Annotated in this window: 16 protein-coding genes; 14 read left to right on the forward strand and 2 right to left on the reverse strand. The window is 31.0% G+C overall.

Features of this window, described 5'->3' with window-relative positions; genetic code table 11:
- Positions 1 to 133 precede the first annotated feature (133 nt).
- From hpf to ppdK, 13 genes are all read left to right on the forward strand, one after another.
- On the forward strand, positions 134 to 691 hold the full coding sequence (hpf, locus tag C0982_RS02955) for a ribosome hibernation-promoting factor, HPF/YfiA family (protein ID WP_101772728.1): 558 nt from the start codon (positions 134 to 136) through the stop codon (positions 689 to 691).
- A gap of 238 nt (positions 692 to 929) precedes the next feature.
- Positions 930 to 1,925, forward strand: coding sequence for a PhoH family protein (locus tag C0982_RS02960; RefSeq protein WP_101772729.1), 996 nt, complete (start codon positions 930 to 932; stop codon positions 1,923 to 1,925).
- Between the two features lie 24 nt (positions 1,926 to 1,949).
- Positions 1,950 to 2,423 (forward strand): rRNA maturation RNase YbeY, encoded by a 474-nt coding sequence (gene ybeY, locus C0982_RS02965; RefSeq protein ID WP_101772730.1) that lies wholly within the window; start codon positions 1,950 to 1,952, stop codon positions 2,421 to 2,423.
- A 4-nt stretch (positions 2,424 to 2,427) separates the two neighbouring features.
- The gene (locus C0982_RS02970; protein ID WP_101772731.1) at positions 2,428 to 3,162 is read left to right on the forward strand and encodes a diacylglycerol kinase; all 735 of its coding nucleotides are present in this window, start codon (positions 2,428 to 2,430) and stop codon (positions 3,160 to 3,162) included.
- A 65-nt stretch (positions 3,163 to 3,227) separates the two neighbouring features.
- Positions 3,228 to 4,130 carry a GTPase Era gene (gene era, locus C0982_RS02975; RefSeq protein ID WP_101772732.1) on the forward strand — a complete coding sequence of 301 codons (903 nt, stop codon included), beginning with the start codon at positions 3,228 to 3,230 and terminating at the stop codon, positions 4,128 to 4,130.
- Between the two features lie 74 nt (positions 4,131 to 4,204).
- Positions 4,205 to 5,584: a magnesium transporter gene (mgtE, locus tag C0982_RS02980; RefSeq protein ID WP_101772733.1), complete on the forward strand. Its 1,380-nt coding sequence runs from the start codon at positions 4,205 to 4,207 to the stop codon at positions 5,582 to 5,584.
- A gap of 75 nt (positions 5,585 to 5,659) precedes the next feature.
- On the forward strand, positions 5,660 to 6,406 hold the full coding sequence (recO, locus tag C0982_RS02985) for a DNA repair protein RecO (protein WP_101772734.1): 747 nt from the start codon (positions 5,660 to 5,662) through the stop codon (positions 6,404 to 6,406).
- A 17-nt stretch (positions 6,407 to 6,423) separates the two neighbouring features.
- Positions 6,424 to 7,041 carry a DUF4342 domain-containing protein gene (locus tag C0982_RS02990; RefSeq protein WP_101772735.1) on the forward strand — a complete coding sequence of 206 codons (618 nt, stop codon included), beginning with the start codon at positions 6,424 to 6,426 and terminating at the stop codon, positions 7,039 to 7,041.
- Between the two features lie 54 nt (positions 7,042 to 7,095).
- Positions 7,096 to 7,980 carry a glycine--tRNA ligase subunit alpha gene (glyQ, locus tag C0982_RS02995; protein WP_101772736.1) on the forward strand — a complete coding sequence of 295 codons (885 nt, stop codon included), beginning with the start codon at positions 7,096 to 7,098 and terminating at the stop codon, positions 7,978 to 7,980.
- Entirely contained in the window at positions 7,973 to 10,036 is a 2,064-nt protein-coding gene (gene glyS / locus C0982_RS03000) for a glycine--tRNA ligase subunit beta (protein ID WP_101772737.1), read from the forward strand. Before glyQ ends, glyS begins: the two co-directional genes overlap by 8 nt.
- Before the next feature lie 247 nt (positions 10,037 to 10,283).
- Positions 10,284 to 10,919 (forward strand): helix-turn-helix transcriptional regulator, encoded by a 636-nt coding sequence (locus tag C0982_RS03005; protein WP_101772738.1) that lies wholly within the window; start codon positions 10,284 to 10,286, stop codon positions 10,917 to 10,919.
- 21 nt (positions 10,920 to 10,940) lie between these two features.
- Complete coding sequence (locus tag C0982_RS03010; RefSeq protein WP_101772739.1) at positions 10,941 to 11,780, forward strand: pyruvate, water dikinase regulatory protein; 840 nt, start codon at positions 10,941 to 10,943, stop codon at positions 11,778 to 11,780.
- Between the two features lie 70 nt (positions 11,781 to 11,850).
- Positions 11,851 to 14,496 (forward strand): pyruvate, phosphate dikinase, encoded by a 2,646-nt coding sequence (ppdK, locus tag C0982_RS03015; protein WP_101772740.1) that lies wholly within the window; start codon positions 11,851 to 11,853, stop codon positions 14,494 to 14,496.
- Positions 14,497 to 14,571: 75 nt separating this feature from the next.
- On the opposite strand, the gene C0982_RS03020 is transcribed toward ppdK, so the two are convergent.
- Both C0982_RS03020 and C0982_RS03025 read right to left on the reverse strand, forming a co-directional pair.
- Positions 14,572 to 15,078: a dihydrofolate reductase gene (locus C0982_RS03020; RefSeq protein ID WP_101772741.1), complete on the reverse strand. Its 507-nt coding sequence runs from the start codon at positions 15,076 to 15,078 to the stop codon at positions 14,572 to 14,574.
- Between the two features lie 32 nt (positions 15,079 to 15,110).
- Positions 15,111 to 15,944 (reverse strand): thymidylate synthase, encoded by an 834-nt coding sequence (locus C0982_RS03025; protein WP_101772742.1) that lies wholly within the window; start codon positions 15,942 to 15,944, stop codon positions 15,111 to 15,113.
- 304 nt (positions 15,945 to 16,248) lie between these two features.
- On the opposite strand from C0982_RS03025, the gene C0982_RS03030 reads away from it, so the two are divergent.
- Positions 16,249 to 17,445, forward strand: coding sequence for an iron-containing alcohol dehydrogenase (locus C0982_RS03030; RefSeq protein WP_101772743.1), 1,197 nt, complete (start codon positions 16,249 to 16,251; stop codon positions 17,443 to 17,445).
- Positions 17,446 to 17,875 lie beyond the last annotated feature (430 nt).

A 17,875-nucleotide genomic window follows, 5' to 3' on the forward strand; every position in this document is an offset into this window, starting at 1 on the left:
TTCTAAAAAAAACCTACAATTCAATTATAACATAAAAAAAAAATAAAGAAAAGTCTGTAAATTTATATAAAAAAGTATTATAGTATATATAAGAATAGAAGTATCACTTTTGATACTGAAGGGAGAGGTTTTTATGAAAATCATAATATCTGGAAAAAAAATAAAACTTACAGATGGTATAAAAGGATACATCGACAAAAAGTTTGGCAGATTGGAAAAATTCCTTGGTCCTGAGGCGGAGTTAAGAGTAACGGTAAGCGCTAATAAAAAAGAAAAACAAAAAGTGGAAGCTACTCTAGATAATATTAATGGTCATGTAGTAAGAGCAGAAGAAGCTCAAGATGATCTATATGCTGCTATTGATTTAGTTTGTGATAAGCTGAATAGACAAATAGTGAAGTATAAGAATAAGTTTAGAACTAGAGCGAGCGGAAATGATACTATAAGACTTGAAAACTTTGAAGAATTAGTTGGTGATGAGGATTTTGAAATCTTAGAAGAAGAAGATACTGAATTCACATTTGAAAGAAAGAAAAAATTCGACTTGAGACCTATGAGTCCTGAAGAAGCAGTGCTTCAAATGAATCTGTTAGGTCATGACTTTTTCTTATTTAAAGATCAAGACACATTTGAAGTTTCACTTGTTTACAGAAGAGGTGACGGTGGATACGGTTTAATAGAGCAAGAATAGATTTTTAATCGAGACTCCTAAGAGGGTTAATATATATAGAGTTTAGTCTTTGATAGATTGAACTCGCTGTATGTTAGAAAAGAGGCGATGAAGAAGTTGTTATCAACTATCTGAGTGGCCTCTTTTCCTTTTAAAATGCAAACTTCTCTTATTCATGATATAATAAAAGAAATATTTTATGACAAAATAAATTTTGATACAGGTAGAATACATATAATATATATGAGGAGTGAATAATTTGATAATACAAAAGCAATTTCAGATTTATGAACCAAAATTTGAGAGAGAATTATTTGGTAATTTTGATGAGAATGTAAAATTAATAGAAAAGAGTTTGACAATAGATATTCTTTTAAGAGAAGGAAAGTTAATGCTTCTTGGTGAAGAGAAAAATGTTGATTTAGCAATGAAGTTAATGAATGAATTACATACTATGGTTGAATCTGGAAAAAGCCTTGATAGGCAATCTATTTTATATTCACTAGATCTGTTAATGGCAGGTAGTGAAGAAAAGATGAGAGAATTAGAGGGAGTAATTACAATAACAAAAAAGGGTACTCCAGTACAGCCAAAAACGTTAGGGCAGAAGGAATATGTAAGTTTAATTGAAAATAATGATATAACATTTGGGATAGGTCCTGCTGGAACCGGCAAGACATATTTAGCAGTTGCAATGGCGGTAAAGGCATTTAAGGCAGATGATGTTTCTAGAATAATTTTGACAAGACCGGCTATTGAAGCAGGAGAATCACTAGGATTTTTACCTGGAGATTTGAAAGACAAGGTAGATCCTTATTTAAGACCATTATATGATGCACTATTTGACATGTTTGGTCCAGACAAATTTAATAAGTTTCTTGAAAGAGGAACTATAGAAGTTGCTCCATTAGCATTTATGAGAGGTCGTACATTAGATAATGCATTTATTATTTTAGACGAAGCTCAAAATACAACACCAGAACAGATGAAAATGTTTCTGACTAGATTGGGATTTGGATCAAAAGCAGTAGTAACAGGAGATGTCACTCAAACAGATCTTCCAAAAAATAAGCAAAGTGGTCTATCACAGGCTGTAAGTATACTTCAGGGTGTAAAGGGAATTGGATACAAAGAGCTTACTGAAAAAGACGTTGTTAGACATGAGTTAGTTCAAAGAATAATTAGAGCTTATAACAAATATGATAAAAGTCAGGAGAAAAAGACTAGAGAAAAAAAGTCTCGCAATTATAAATAAGATTGGCTTGATAGGAGAAATATTATGAATATTATTTTTGACGATAGACAAGAATATATAAAGATAGATGAGAGCATTATTGATAAAATAAAAGTGGTAATTGTAGAGTGTTTGAAAAGTGAAGGATATTCAGATGATTATGATGTTAGCTTATCGTTTGTAACAAATGATGAAATAAGAGAAATAAATAGAGATTATAGAAATATTGATAAAGTCACAGATGTATTATCATTTCCACTTCTTAGTGAAGATGAAACAGGGCTAGAATACGAAATTGAGTATGAAGAAACTTCTTTAGGTGATATAGTAATTTCTATAGAGAGAGCTTACGAGCAGGCAAAAGAATATGATCACAGTTTGGAAAGAGAAATATGCTTTTTAGTATGTCATAGTATGTTTCATCTCCTTGGGTATGATCACATGGAGAGCGAAGAAAAAGATATAATGAGAAAGAAAGAAGAGGGTGTTCTTACTAAGTTAGGGATAACAAGGGAATAAGCATATGAGAAGTGATAAGAAGAAGAAAAAAAAGAAAAAAAAACAAAATATGATAAAATCTGTGAACGCAGCAATTGAAGGATTAATGTATACCTTTAAAAGTGAAAGGAATATGAAACTTCACTATCTCGCGTCTTTTGTAGTTTTAATCGTCAGCCTATTTTTCAATTTTTCCAAAATCGAATTTGTACTTTTACTCGGTGCTATAACACTAGTAGTTATTACGGAAATGATAAATACAGCAATAGAAAAAACTGTAGACTTAGTCACTTCAGAGTATCATGAGCTAGCAAAGATAGCCAAAGACGTTGCGGCAGGATCAGTTCTTGTATCAGCAATGTATGCAGTTGTAGTTGCATATATACTTTTTTATAAAAATCTTACTGATGTTACTGGAGAATTGGTATATAGGATTAGAGAGTCTGAACTACATATAACGTTAATCTGTATAGTTGTAGTTTTGATTGCAGTAGTTGTAGTTAAAGCACTGACACTTACAGGGACACCTTTAAAAGGAGGAATGCCGAGTGGACATGCTGCACTAGCATTTGCACTTGCTACGTCTATTACATTGATGACCGAAAGAGTAGAAGCATCCTCTCTTTCATACATAATGGCATTACTGGTCGCACAGAGTAGAATAGAAGGCAAGATACATACTTTCTGGGAAACCATGGCAGGAGGTATTTTAGGGACACTAATAGCAATAGTAATATTCCAATTAGGACTATTCTATTAAATAAAAAAGTATGATATAATATAGAGTGACAAAATTTTTAAATAAGAAAGAGAGTTTTTATAAATATGACATTTAAATCAGGTTTTGTAAGTATTGTAGGAAGACCTAATGTAGGTAAATCAACCTTGATGAACAATCTGGTAGGGGAAAAAATAGCTATAATGAGTGATAAACCTCAGACGACAAGAAATACAATACAAGCGGTATATACTGATGAAGAATCACAAATTATATTTTTGGATACACCAGGTATTCATAAGCCAAAAAATAAACTTGGAGAAGTAATGGTGAAATCAGCAAAGGATGCGTTCAGAAATGTGGAATGTATAATATTTGTTGTGGATGATTCCAAGACTATAGGCAAGGGTGATTCAATGATTATAGAAAATCTAAGAAAAGTGGATGTTCCCGTTTTTTTAGTAATAAATAAAATTGATAAATTAGATCAAAAGGAGGAATTGTTTCATCTTATACAGAAGTATGATGAGCTAGAAGTTTTTGATGAAATAATACCTGTTTCAGCTCTTAAGGGTTCTAATTTAAAATCTATAATTGAAGTAATCAAAAAGAATCTAAAAGAAGGGCCTAAATATTTCCCAGATGATATGATAACAGATCAGCCGGAAAGAGTATTGGTGTCAGAATTAATTAGAGAAAAAGTTTTATTTTATACTAATGAAGAAGTGCCTCATGGTATAGCTGTTGAAATAGAAAAGATTAAACAGAGAAAACAAAAAGATATAATTGATATTTCAGCTGTTATATATTGTGAACGAGATTCACATAAAGGTATAATTATAGGTAAAAATGGAAGAAAACTTAAAGGTATTGGAAAGTCTGCAAGAGAAGATATCGAGTTTTTAATGGGGACAAAGGTAAATCTTCAATTATGGGTAAAGGTAAAAGAAAATTGGAGAAATATGCAAAATTACATAGATAATTTTGGTTTTAATAATAATGAAGAATAAAATAGATTATAATGGCGTTGGTTTTTATATTTAATTTCTAGTTTATAAAATGTAAATAATAAAAGGTGGTTGTAATGGACAAAAAACAGGACTCCTCGCGGGAGTTGCACGATGAAGTAAGTTATTTAATCGATAATAATAAGTTAATAGAGCTTCAAGAATTACTAGATGAATATCATGTTATGGATATTTATGATGTGTTACAAGAATTGGATGAGACTCACCAGATCAAGTTATTTGAATTGTTGCCAATAGATACAGCGGCATCTATTCTAGAAGAAGGTGAAGTTGAGTTTTTTATGACGGTAATTTCTAAAATGGATTCAGAACATATTAGAGCAATATTTGATGAAATGTCATCAGGAGCTCTATCTGATATATTACGTGAATTGGATGAAGAACAAAGAGAAAAAATTCTTGATACAGTTGACAAAGAAGATGAGATAGAACTTAGAGAGCTTCTTGCATACCTTGATGAAACATCTGGTTCAAAAATGAAAAAGGGCTATGTTACAGTTAATAAAAACTTAAATGTTGAACAAGCAATAAAGCATATAAAATTAGAGGCAATTGATGCGGATTCAATATACTATATTTATGTGATTGACAACGAACAAAAATTAGTTGGAGTGCTTTCTTTAAGAGAACTATTTTTGTCAAGAGATTCTGATATTATTGAAGATGTAATGCTTGAAAATGTAAAAGCGGTAAATGACAATGACGACAGAGAAGAAGCTGTAAAGATAGTGTCTAAATACAATTTGATAGCAGTCCCAGTTGTTGATGATAATGGAGTCTTAAAAGGTATAATTACAGTTGATGACGTTTTGGACGTTATGGAAGAAGAAGCGACTGAAGACATGTACAAATTTGTTGGTAGCAGCGAACATGAAAGAGATGTTGCTGAAAATGAAAAATCTACCCTTATAGAGCAAATACGTTCATGTGTTAGAGGCCGATTATTATGGTTAATTTTGACTGCAGTTTTATCTTTTATTGCATGTTATATTTTTATGAAATTGAAAAAGCTTGCGAACACAGAAGCATTTGAATTGATATTTTTTGCACCTTTAGTAATAGCTATGGGTGGTAATGTCGGTTCTCAATCCGCGGCCGTGACTATTATAAATCTTATAAATAAAGATAAAGAAATAGATTCTGATACTATATTGAAAGAAGTTATAAGCAGTTTTATAAATGGTGCAGTAATTTCTCTTATTGTTGTTGCAGCATTATTTATATTCGGATTTGAATTATCTCAAATAATAATTGTATCACTGACAACTTTTATTAATATTGTACTCGGTGCTACAATTGGTACGCTGTTACCGATTATATTGAAAAAAATGGAATCAGATCCATCTGTTATATCTTCTCCAATAGTAGCTGTAATAATGGATATAATAGGTATATTAGTATATTTAGCATTAATATCCTTATATGTAGCAATATAAATTAAGCCCTCTTCTTTATGAAGAGGGATTTTAAAATTCAATAAATACTATAAAACAGAAATCTTAGGTGAAAATATGATAGTTTTAAATACACAAGGAATAGTACTTAAAAACTTAAAATACAAAGAAAATGACTTAATTCTGACCGTATTCACAAAAAAATATGGTAAAACATCTGTAATGGCAAGAGGCGCGCAAAGACAAAAAAGCAGATTTTTATCTACTTCTCAAATTTTTTCGTATAATAATTACATTTTAAAAAAACAAAACGATTTTTTTACTCTTAGTCAATCGGAGAGTATAAAAAGTTTTTATAATATATCAAAAGATTTTGAGAGTTTTTCATATGCTTCATTTATTACAAAATTAATAGAGAATAATATAGTTGAAGGTCAACCAAATAATAGGTTGTTTCATCTATTGACTCAAACTCTTTTTTTATTTTCGGAAGAAATTGAAGATAGAAAATTGGTTCTAGTTTCGTTTATTCTGAAATTTATCGATTACATGGGGTATCGCCCTGAAGTAAATAGATGCGTATCCTGTGGTACCGGAGAGTATAGATATGCTTTATTCTCAACAGAATTAGGTGGTATTGTATGCGATAAATGTATAGATAAAGAAAAAAAATATGTAAAAATTAACCAAACTACTATATCACTTATGCAATATATACTAAAAAATGATATAATAGTATGTAGTAAAGCAAAGGTTTCAAAAATACTGGTGGAAGAGCTTTTCTATTTATTAAAAGAATATCTTATAAGATATTTTGGCAATGTAAACTTTAGATCGTTAGAGATATTAAAAGGATTAAATTGAGAACTGGAGGGAATATCATGGAAAAAATTACAATTGAAAAAGTTGAACAAGTTATTGAAAGATATCCATATCTTAGTTACAAAGAAGCAAAAGAAGTACTCGAAAAAAATGATGGAAACGTACTAGATGCTATAATATTTTTAGAAGAATCTAAAGCAGAAAAAAGTAAGCATAGGGTAGAAGAATTTGAAACAAAATTCACAGAAGAAACAGAAAAAATAAGACTTCAACTGATAGAGTTGCTAAAAGGTGCATCAATAGTAAGGATAGTGGTTGAAAAGAACGAAAAAACAGTATTAAATATTCCTCTATCTATTGGAGTAGTAGGTGTAGCAGCTACACCATTACTAGCATTACTTGGTATATCAGCCGTTGTTCTAAGTAGTTATACTGCAAAGATTATAGATGAAGACAGTGGTGAAGAAGTGGATTTAGGAGAATTAACACCAGAAAAAATAGAGATATTGAAGGGGATAATTCTTAACTCATTTGAAAATATAATGAATATATTACATAATAAAGCTAGCAATAAACCTAGCAATGACAGTGATATTGACATTACAGACGACTTGCTAAATGAAAACTCTAGTGAAGAAGAATCTAATGATAATAAGGATGAAAGCACTACAGAATAAAAAAATTACAAATACAATTAATATATAATTGTAAGAAATATTCGGGAGGAAAGTATGAATTTTCAAAATATGATTTTAACCTTGCAAAATTATTGGGCAAAGCAAGGATGTATTATGACACAGCCATATGACGTAGAAAAAGGTGCAGGAACTATGAATCCAAATACTTTTTTAAGATCTTTGGGACCAGAACCTTGGAGCGTGTGTTATGTGGAGCCATCAAGAAGACCTGCAGATGGAAGATACGGAGAAAATCCAAATAGATTATATCAGCATCACCAGTTACAGGTTATATTAAAACCATCACCAGATGACATACAAGATTTGTATTTAGAATCTTTAAGAGAAATAGGAATAAATCCAGATGAGCATGACATAAGATTTGTAGAAGATAACTGGGAAGCTGCTACGGTTGGTGCATGGGGACTTGGCTGGGAAGTTTGGCTAGATGGAATGGAAATCACTCAGTTTACTTATTTTCAACAAGTTGGAAATATTGAGTGTGAATTAGAAACTGGAGAAATAACATATGGCTTAGAGCGAATTGCTATGTATATTCAGGACGTTGATAGTGTCTATGACCTAAAATGGAATGACGATATAACGTATGGAGAAGTGTTTAAAAGACAAGAATATGAAAATTCGAGATACGCCTTTGATGAATGTGACTACGAAATGCTATTTAAGTTGTTTGATATGTATGAAGGAGAAGCGAAAAGAATGGCTGAAATTGGCCTTGTAATACCTTGCTATGATTATGTATTGAAGTGTTCACATACATTTAATACTCTTGAAGCAAGAGGATCTATAGGTGTTAGCCAAAGAGCATCTTATATAGGACGCATAAGATCACTTGCAAAAATAGTGGCTGAGAGTTTTGTTAAACAAAGAGAAGAAATGGGATACCCATTATTGAAAGCAGGTGAAGAAAATGAATAATTATCTTTTATATGAAATTGGTGTAGAAGAAATGCCTGCTAGATTTGTTGAATCTACAATGTCTCAACTAAAAGAAAATTTAGCAGGGGAGTTGGCTGAAAAGAGAATAAATTTTGGTGAAATTGATACCTATGCAACGCCTAGAAGATTAATACTAGTTGTAAATGATATAGCTGACAAGCAAGAAGATCTAGAAGAAAAAATTAAAGGCCCTTCAAAAAAGATTGCCTTAGCTGACGATGGAAGCTTTACAAAAGCAGCATTAGGGTTTATGAAGAGCAAAGGATTAGATAATGATGACATCTTTTTTGAAGAAATAGATGGAACAGAATATCTATTTGCTATTCAAAAAGAAGATGGAATAAAGACAGAAATTATACTTCAAGATGTGTTAGTATCTATTATTAAAAATGTTGTATTCCCTAAATCAATGAGATGGGGAGGAAAAAACCTTAGATTTGTCAGACCAATAAGATGGTTGGTAGCTATGATGAATGATGAGGTTGTTCCAGTAAATCTAGAAGGAATCATATCTTCAAATGTTACTGTAGGTCATAGATTTTTAGGTTCAAAAAGTATTACTGTAAACAGTATTGAAGACTATTTCAGTAAATTAAAAGAAAATTACGTTATATATGACCAGAAAGAAAGAAAAGAATTAATTTTAAAACAGATAAATGATGTTGCCAAATCTATAAATGCGAAAGTAGATATGGATGAAGAATTATTAGATGAAGTAACTTACATAGTTGAGTATCCAACAGCTTTTTATGGAGAATTTGATAAGAAATATATTCAGCTTCCAAAAGAAGTAGTAAAAACTCCAATGAAAGCTCATCAGAGATATTTCCCAGTTGTTGATTCTAATAATGACCTACTTCCTTATTTTATAGCAGTAAGAAATGGTAATGACTATAAAATAGAAAATGTTAAAAAAGGAAATGAAAAGGTACTTGAAGCAAGACTTGCAGATGCATTGTTCTTCTTTGAAGAAGACAGAAGATATACTCTTGAGCAATATAGAGATAGATTAAAAACAGTAGTCTTCCAAGAAAAATTAGGGACTCTATTTGATAAGAGTGAGAGAATATACAATGCAGCAAAGGAATTTTCAAATACAATTGATTTAGATAAAGATGTTTTATTAGAGGCTGCTTTCTTATGTAAGGCAGATCTAGTGACTGGTATGGTGTTTGAATTTGATGAATTGCAGGGATATATGGGAATGGAATACTCAAAATTAGAGGGCAAAGATCCAAACGTATCTCTGGCTATATATGAACATTATCTACCTAGACATAGTGGGGACATTGTTCCTTCTAAAATAGAAGGTTCTATTCTATCTATTATTGATAAGATGGATACTATTGTAGGCTTCTTTGCAATTGGAATACAACCAACAGGATCAGCGGATCCATTTGCACTTAGAAGACAGTGCTTATCAATATTAAATATACTAATGACAAATAATTTAGAAATAGATATCTCTGACTTAGCAAATATATCGTTAAATCAATACAAAAATTTAGACGTGGATAGAGAGAAAGTTATATCAGATATCATAGACTTCTTTGATGATAGAACTAAAAATATGTTCAGAGATAAAGGTATTAGATATGACGTTGTTGACTCAGTTCTTTCAGTAGACGAAAAAAATATATCAGACTTATACTCAAGAGCAGAAGCTATTAACAAGTGGATAGATAGAGATTCTCTAATAGATATGTTGGTAGCATTTAATAGAGTATCTACTCTTGCTGAAAATGCAGAATCAACAGAAGTTGATGAAAAATTATTTACTGATAAAGTAGAAAACAGACTATATGATGAATTTTCGGTAGTAGATGAAGATATAAAAAGACTTATTGAAGAAAAAGAATACACTAAATCACTAGACAGATTTGCATCATTAAAGCCATTTATAGATGATTTCTTTGATTCTGTAATGGTAATGGATGAAGATTTATCTGTTAGAAACAACAGACTGGCTCTTATCAAAAACATATATAACTCTATGTTAAAAATAAGTGACCTGTCTAAGATTGTTTATAAGTAGACACTCATTTAATGATAATTAAACAGGTAGAATAAAAAGATGTGAGGAGTACTCACATCTTTTTTTATGATCTAATTTAATTGCTTAAAAATATTTGTTAAAAAAATATAATATAATATATCATAAATTTTATTTTTTTTTAAATAAAGCTATTGATTAATGATAAATATAATATTATAATATACTATATAAAAACAGTGTATCATAAATATGAAACTAGTTTGATAATAATATTAGACTGAAGGTGGTGATTACTATCCAATTAAATGATAGACAATTGAAGATAATTGAAATTGTTAAAAAAAATGAACCGATAACTGGTAAAAAAATAGCTGAAAGGCTTCAGGTTACAAGAGCTACACTTCGTTCAGATCTAGTAGTATTGACAATGACAGGAATACTAGATGCAAGACCTAAGGTAGGTTATTTTTATGTGGGGGAAGGTAATTTTTCCAATGAAACCACAGCGATGAAAAAAATGAAAGTATCCGATGTTATGGGAGTTCCTCTAACAGCAAGACAAAGTGATTCAGTATATGATGTAATAGTGAATATATTTTTGGAGGACTCAGGAGGAGTATTTATCATTGATGATCAAGATTACCTATGTGGTGTTGTTTCTAGAAAAGATTTGCTAAAAGCAACTGTAGGAGGATCTGATATCCACAAGCTACCGATTGGTATGATAATGACAAGAGTACCTAATATAGCTACTGTGGTAGAAGATGAATATATAAACCAAGCTGCACGAAAACTTATGCAAAGAGAAGTAGATAGCATGCCCGTTGTTAGATATATAGACGGGGATGAACAAAAGATGAAAATAGTAGGTAAGATATCAAAAACATTAATAACAAGACTTTTTGTGGAAATCACTGAGTAGGCAAATACGATTGGAGGTAGTATGGAAAATAATTTAAAAATTTTCATTGTATCAGATTCATTGGGAGAAACTGCTAGAGCAATCGCAAAAGCAACTATATATCAATTTCCCAATCATGAAAATTGGGATATAAAGAGATTTCCCTATGTAAATAATATACAATTATTAAAAGACGTTCTAAATGAAGCAAAGAACAATAATGCTTTAGTTATGTATAGTATTGTAAGCGAAGATTTAGCTAACTATGCATGTGAATATTGTAGAGAAGAAGATATAGAGTATGTAGATTTACTATCTTCTATAATGGATAAAATGAGTAAGAAGTCTGGTGTAAAACCATTAAGAGAAGCCGGACTAATAAGAAAAATGGATAAATCGTATTTTAATAGAGTAGATGCAATAGAATTTGCAGTAAAATATGATGATGGTAAGGATCCGAGAGGTCTTTTAAAAGCAGATTTAGTGTTGGTGGGTATATCTAGAACATCAAAAACACCACTTAGCATGTATTTAGCTAATAAACATATAAAAGTAGCTAACGTTCCATTAGTTCCTGAAGTTGCTATTCCAAAGGAACTTGCTGATGTAGATCCAAAAAAAATAATTGGACTTACAAATTCACCAGAGACCTTAAATAGAATAAGAGTTGAAAGATTAAAATCAATGGGATTATCTGGAGCGGCAAGTTACGCAAAGTTAGAAAGAATATTAGAAGAGCTTGATTACTCAGATAAAATTATGAAGAAGTTAAAGTGTCCTATTATAAATGTTGCGAACAAAGCTATCGAAGAAACAGCAGGTATAATATTAGATATTTTAAAAGAAAACGATGTATTAATCATGCAAGATTATGATATTTAAATATATTTAGATCAAAGAGTATGACAATTAAATCAAGAAAGTTAAGAACTAATTAATTTGGGAGGATATTATGAGTACAAAATTTGTTTACAGTTTTGATGAAGGCAACAAAGATATGAAATCTTTACTAGGTGGTAAAGGTGCAAACTTAGCAGAAATGACAAATATTGGTTTACCAGTTCCACAGGGATTCACAATTACTACAGAAGCATGTAATGATTATTATGAGAACGATCTAAAAATAAAGCAAGAAATTTTAGATCAGATAGATCAGAAATTAGAACAGCTAGAAAAAGAGCAAGGTAAAAAACTAGGTTCTGATGTTAACCCACTATTGGTATCAGTTAGATCAGGAGCAGTATTTTCAATGCCTGGTATGATGGATACTATACTTAACTTAGGTCTTAACGACACTAGTGTAAATGGTTTAATTGAAGCAACTGGAAATGAAAGATTTTCATATGACAGTTACAGAAGATTTATCCAGATGTTTTCTGATGTAGCAATGGAAATACCTAAGTACAAGTTTGAAAGTGTACTTGACAATGCGAAAGAAGCAAAAGGATACGAAGTAGATACTGATTTAACTACAGAAGATCTAAAAGAAATAGTAGTTAAGTTTAAAGAAATATATAAAAAAGAAATAGGCGAAGATTTCCCACAAGAACCAAAGAAACAATTAATGTTGGCAATAGAAGCGGTATTCAGATCTTGGAATAACCCTAGAGCTATCGTATACAGAAGATTAAACGATATACCAAATGACTTGGGAACTGCTGTAAATATACAGTCAATGGTATTTGGTAATATGGGAGATACTAGTGGAACAGGTGTTGCATTCACTAGAAACCCAGCAACTGGTGAAAACAAATTGTTTGGTGAGTACTTAATCAATGCACAGGGAGAAGACGTTGTTGCAGGAATTAGAACTCCAAATGATATAAATACATTACAAGAAGATATGCCTGAAATATTTGAAGAATTCTTAAATATATCAGAATCTCTTGAAAAACATTATAGAGATATGCAAGATATTGAGTTCACTATTGAAAAAGGAAATCTTTATATACTTCAGACTAGAAGTGGAAAAAGAACAGCAAAAGCTGCTATAAATGTTGTAGTAGACTTAGTAAATAATGGAATGATAACAAAAGAAGAAGCTATTATGAGAATAGAACCAGAACAGCTAGATCAACTTCTTCATCCAACATTCAACCCAGCAGCATTGAAAGAAGTAAAAGTATTAGCAAAGGGATTACCGGCATCTCCTGGAGCTGCAACAGGAAAAGTTTACTTCCATGCAGATGATGTAGTTGCTCATGCAAAGGCTGGAGAAAAAACTCTTTTAGTTAGACAAGAAACTTCTCCAGAAGATATAGAAGGTATGGTAAGTTCTGAAGGTATTCTTACTGCAAGAGGAGGAATGACTTCTCACGCAGCAGTTGTTGCTAGAGGTATGGGTAAATGCTGTGTTGCAGGATGTGGCGAATTAAACGTAGATGAAAGAGCTAGAGAAATAAGAGTAGGAGACCTTGTGATAAAAGAAGGTGACTACTTATCAATAGATGGATCTACAGGATCTGTGTATCTTGGCTCAGTAGAAATGACAAGTGCAGAAGTAGGCGGAAGTTTCTCAGTATTTATGGGCTGGGTAGATGAAATAAGAGATATGCTAGTTAGAACTAATGCTGACAATCCTCGTGATGCTAAAAAAGCAATTGAATTTGGTGCAGAGGGAATCGGACTTTGTAGAACAGAGCATATGTTCTTTGAAGAAGAAAGAATACCTGCAGTAAGAGAAATGATAGTTGCAGATAATGTAGAAGATAGAGAAAAAGCTCTTGAAAAATTACTTCCATTCCAGAGAGGTGATTTCCATGGTATTTTTGAAGCTATGGATGGAAAACCTTGTAATATAAGATTGCTTGATCCTCCACTACATGAATTCTTACCTCATGAAGATGAAGCTATTGAAGAACTAGCTAAAAAGATGAATATTAGACCTTCTGATTTGAAAAAGAGAGTAAGTGATTTAGATGAATTTAACCCAATGTTAGGACATAGAGGTTGTAGACTTGCGGTTACTTACCCAGAAATTTGTGTAATGCAGGCGAGAGCGATAGCTCAAGGTGCAATACTAGCGAATAAAGAAGGTATAAAAGTTATCCCAGAAATAATGGTACCTTTAGTTGGAACTGTTAATGAATTAAAATTACTTAGACCTATTATAGAAGATACTATGAATGAAGAATTCGAAAAAGCAGGAGTAGAAATACCTTATACTGTTGGTACAATGATTGAAATTCCTAGAGCTTGTATAACTGCTGATGAAATTGCAGAAGTTGCAGATTTCTTTAGTTTTGGTACAAATGACCTTACACAGATGGGATTCGGATACTCAAGAGATGATGCGGGTAAATTCCTAGGAGAATATGTAGAAAAGGGAATCCTTGAAAAAGATCCATTCCAGGTTCTTGATCAGAAGGGTATAGGAAAATTTGTTGAAATGGCTGTAAAGCTTGGTAGACAGACAAATGAAAGTTTGAAGCTTGGTATATGTGGAGAACATGGTGGGGAGCCTTCTTCAGTAGAGTTCTGTTATAATCAGGGACTTAACTATGTTTCTTGTTCACCATTTAGAGTGCCTATCGCTAGACTTGCAGCAGCTCAAGCAAGAATCAAAAAAGAAAGTGGTTCAGTTCACAGAGATAAATAATAATCTTTTAATAAATGCTAACAAAAAAACCTATTGTACATACGTACAATAGGTTTTTTTGTTAGCATAGTAAATCTATTTTTTTCTAGAAAATACGCAGTATTTGTATCTTGGTGCACTTTCTGGTGTTATATATCTAGATTCTGAAGTTAACTCCCAATCTTTGTCAGAAAATTCTGGGAAGAAACTATCTGCTACGACTGTTTTTTCTTCGTCTATAATTGTAATATATAATTTTGAAGCAACATCAATAAATTGAGAATATACATCGTCTCCACCACATATAAATATTTTTTCTTCTGGATGGCTTTTTGCATATTCTAATACATCTTCTTTTGAGTGAAGAGTATAAGCTCCTTCATATTCGTTATTTCCTCTTGTTAGAATAATATTTTTTCTATTTGGAAGAGGTCTCTTAGGGAAACTAAAATAAGTTTTTCTACCACATATGATTGTCTCGTTAAGAGTAGTTTCTTTAAAGTATTTTAAATCGTCTTTTAAATGGTACAACATGTCGCCATTTAGACCAATTGAGTTAGTTTTTTCGGTCATGGCAACAATCATAAAAATATTATCAAACATCAGAATATATCTCCTAAATTTTATTTTTCGTATTAAATCGCAAGTTCAAATTTTAAGTTAGGTTTTACAGGGCTATAATTTTCCATTGTAAAATCATCTATTGTAAAATCATAAAAATTAGTTTTTTCAGGATTTAGTACTAACTTAATATCTCCATCTTTTCCTTGAGGCTCTCTTTTTAATAGTTCCTCAACTTGAGAAATATGTCTGTCATAAATATGGGCATTATTTACATAGTGACAAAATACACCTGGCTCAAGTCCAACGTGTCTAGCAACCATCATCTGTAATGCTACATATTGTATTTTATTTATAGCATTAGCTACTGGCACATCAGAAGATCTTTGTATAAGGGTCATATCTAAATATCCCTTTCTTACACTCCATTGTGTTTCCATGGCGCAAGGATAAAGTCCTTTTGAAGATGATAAATCTGCTTCTTGATATAAATTAATTATATGTCTTCTTCCGTATGGCTGATTTATTAGACCATCTAAAAGATTATTCATAAGATTATATTTTTTTACTGTGGCACCATATCTCTGACCGATTGTTCTATCTCCGATATCCCACTCATCCCACCAAGTTATATTGTGTTTTTCTTTCAATAAGTCAAGGTTGTTGCTTTGGTCTTGGTATATCCATAGGATTTCTTTTATTCCTGACTTCCATGCAACTTGTCTAAGTGTTAAAATAGGAAGTTCTCCTTTTGAAAGATCATATTTTTCAAATACCTGATTTAAATATTTTGTATGTGATTCAGTTCCATCTGCATATTTAGGTCTTACTTTTTCGCCTAAAGTATTATTGTCACTGCTTAGAATACTACTACATAAGTCTTTAAAATTATTGTCTGCTATTGTCATAATTACCTCCATAAATTCTTATACCATAATATTTTATCACATAAATTGTCACATTACACATAGTAAAAAGTTTTTTTAAATGTATGATTAAATAATAATATATAACAGCTAATTATTAAATGTAGTATATTGATTATTACCGATAAAATTATAGATACTAACAAAACAAGTCTTAAAAAAATTAAATAAATTAATAATTTGACGAAAAGATTGTCAGATTATTTACAATATTTAAAAAGAAGCGTATAATAGATATTAAGAGTATAGTTTATTTATCTATATCAAAATAGTGGGGGAGTTTATTATGTGGGAAAATGATATCAATGTTAAAGAAGTAAAGGAAATTAGAACAAAGACTACTGCATATGTAGGTGCAGGAGCTATTGAGAAATTCTATGATATTTCAAAAGAACTTTCTCAAAAAGGTCTTAATAAAGTAGTTATTTTAACAGGAAGAGCTGCATACAAGAAAACTGGAGCTTGGGATGTTGTAGAAAAAGCATTGAAAGAAAATAATATTGAATATGTTTTATATGATAAGATAACTCCAAATCCTGAACATAAAGATGTTGATGAAGCAGTAGAATTAGGGAAAAATTTTGGTGCGAAGGCTGTAATCGGTATTGGAGGAGGAAGTCCAATTGACTCTGCTAAATCTGTAGCGATACTATTAGAATACAGTGACAAGACAGCAGCCGAACTTTATGAATTGAAATTTGCACCAGAAAAGGCGGCACCTGTAATAGCAATTAACTTAACTCATGGAACTGGAACAGAAGTGAATAGATTCGCGGTTGTATCTATTCCGGAAAAAGAATACAAACCTGCAATTGCTTACGATTGTATATATCCGCTATATGCAATTGATGATCCAGCTCTTATGACTACTCTACCAGAATTCCAGACTATGTCAGTATCTGTAGATGCGGTAAATCACGTATTTGAAGCATGTACAAGTGTTGCTGCCAATCCATTTAGTATTTTACTAGCTAAGGAAACTGTTAGATTAGTACATAAGTACTTACCAAAGGCGTTAAAAGATCCAAAAGATATAGAAGCTAGATACTACTTAGCATATGCGTCTATGATAGCAGGAACTTCATTTGACAATGGTCTATTACATTTTACTCATGCATTAGAACATCCACTAAGTGCCGTAAAGACAGATTTGACTCATGGATACGGTTTAGGGATATTATTGCCAGCTGTAATAAAGCAAGTATTTGAAGCAAGAAAAGATACGATACTAGATATATTTGCTCCTATATATGGAGAAGGCAATGAAAATATGACAGCAGATGAAGCAGGAGAAAAAATGAGAGAATGGTTAAAATCTGTAGGGCTTACTCAGACTTTAAGGGACGAAGGATTTAGTGAAGCAGATTTAGACAAATTAACAGAACTTGCATTTACAACTCCATCATTAGATGGTCTATTAGGCGCAGCACCTATAGAAGCTACTAGAGAAAATGTAAGAACAATATATGCTGAATCTCTATAATTTAAATAAAAAGTAAATGAAAAAACACCAAGGAAAAGATTCTTTGGTGTTTTTTATTTACTTTTTATTTGAAAACTAGTAGCACTAATATGGTATAATATTGAGTTAGTAGCAATAAGAAGTTGAAAATTCAAATTAGATAAAATAATTATATATTTCAATAATAAAAAAAGTCTATAGGATTTTAAAATATTGATAATAATTTGAGGTTTTATTGAAAAATACTTTAAAACAATAAAAGTTATCAATAAAAGCTATAAATATATTTAAAAACAAGAAACTTAGGTATAAAGTAAATGAATATATTTAATAAATGTAAATATATACACATTAAATTATTGAAATTATATAAAATATATTTTATTGCTATAATACAGTCGGAATGGTAAATATATAAAATGTTTTTATATATTAATAAAAAAATAAATTT

The sequence above is a fragment of the Peptostreptococcus faecalis genome, assembly GCF_900240845.1.
In the GTDB taxonomy this organism is placed as follows: Bacteria; Bacillota; Clostridia; order Peptostreptococcales; family Peptostreptococcaceae; genus Peptostreptococcus; species Peptostreptococcus faecalis.

What these genes read in the sequence shown, in the direction of transcription:
- hpf (WP_101772728.1), top strand. Translation starts at nt 134, where the DNA reads ATGAAAATCATAATATCTGGAAAAAAAATAAAACTTACAGATGGTATA.
- ybeY (WP_101772730.1), top strand. Translation starts at nt 1,950, where the DNA reads ATGAATATTATTTTTGACGATAGACAAGAATATATAAAGATAGATGAG.
- C0982_RS02970 (WP_101772731.1), top strand. Translation starts at nt 2,428, where the DNA reads ATGAGAAGTGATAAGAAGAAGAAAAAAAAGAAAAAAAAACAAAATATG.
- era (WP_101772732.1), top strand. Translation starts at nt 3,228, where the DNA reads ATGACATTTAAATCAGGTTTTGTAAGTATTGTAGGAAGACCTAATGTA.
- mgtE (WP_101772733.1), top strand. Translation starts at nt 4,205, where the DNA reads ATGGACAAAAAACAGGACTCCTCGCGGGAGTTGCACGATGAAGTAAGT.
- recO (WP_101772734.1), top strand. Translation starts at nt 5,660, where the DNA reads ATGATAGTTTTAAATACACAAGGAATAGTACTTAAAAACTTAAAATAC.
- C0982_RS02990 (WP_101772735.1), top strand. Translation starts at nt 6,424, where the DNA reads ATGGAAAAAATTACAATTGAAAAAGTTGAACAAGTTATTGAAAGATAT.
- glyQ (WP_101772736.1), top strand. Translation starts at nt 7,096, where the DNA reads ATGAATTTTCAAAATATGATTTTAACCTTGCAAAATTATTGGGCAAAG.
- glyS (WP_101772737.1), top strand. Translation starts at nt 7,973, where the DNA reads ATGAATAATTATCTTTTATATGAAATTGGTGTAGAAGAAATGCCTGCT.
- C0982_RS03010 (WP_101772739.1), top strand. Translation starts at nt 10,941, where the DNA reads ATGGAAAATAATTTAAAAATTTTCATTGTATCAGATTCATTGGGAGAA.
- ppdK (WP_101772740.1), top strand. Translation starts at nt 11,851, where the DNA reads ATGAGTACAAAATTTGTTTACAGTTTTGATGAAGGCAACAAAGATATG.
- C0982_RS03020 (WP_101772741.1), bottom strand. Translation starts at nt 15,078, where the DNA reads ATGTTTGATAATATTTTTATGATTGTTGCCATGACCGAAAAAACTAAC.
- C0982_RS03025 (WP_101772742.1), bottom strand. Translation starts at nt 15,944, where the DNA reads ATGACAATAGCAGACAATAATTTTAAAGACTTATGTAGTAGTATTCTA.
- C0982_RS03030 (WP_101772743.1), top strand. Translation starts at nt 16,249, where the DNA reads ATGTGGGAAAATGATATCAATGTTAAAGAAGTAAAGGAAATTAGAACA.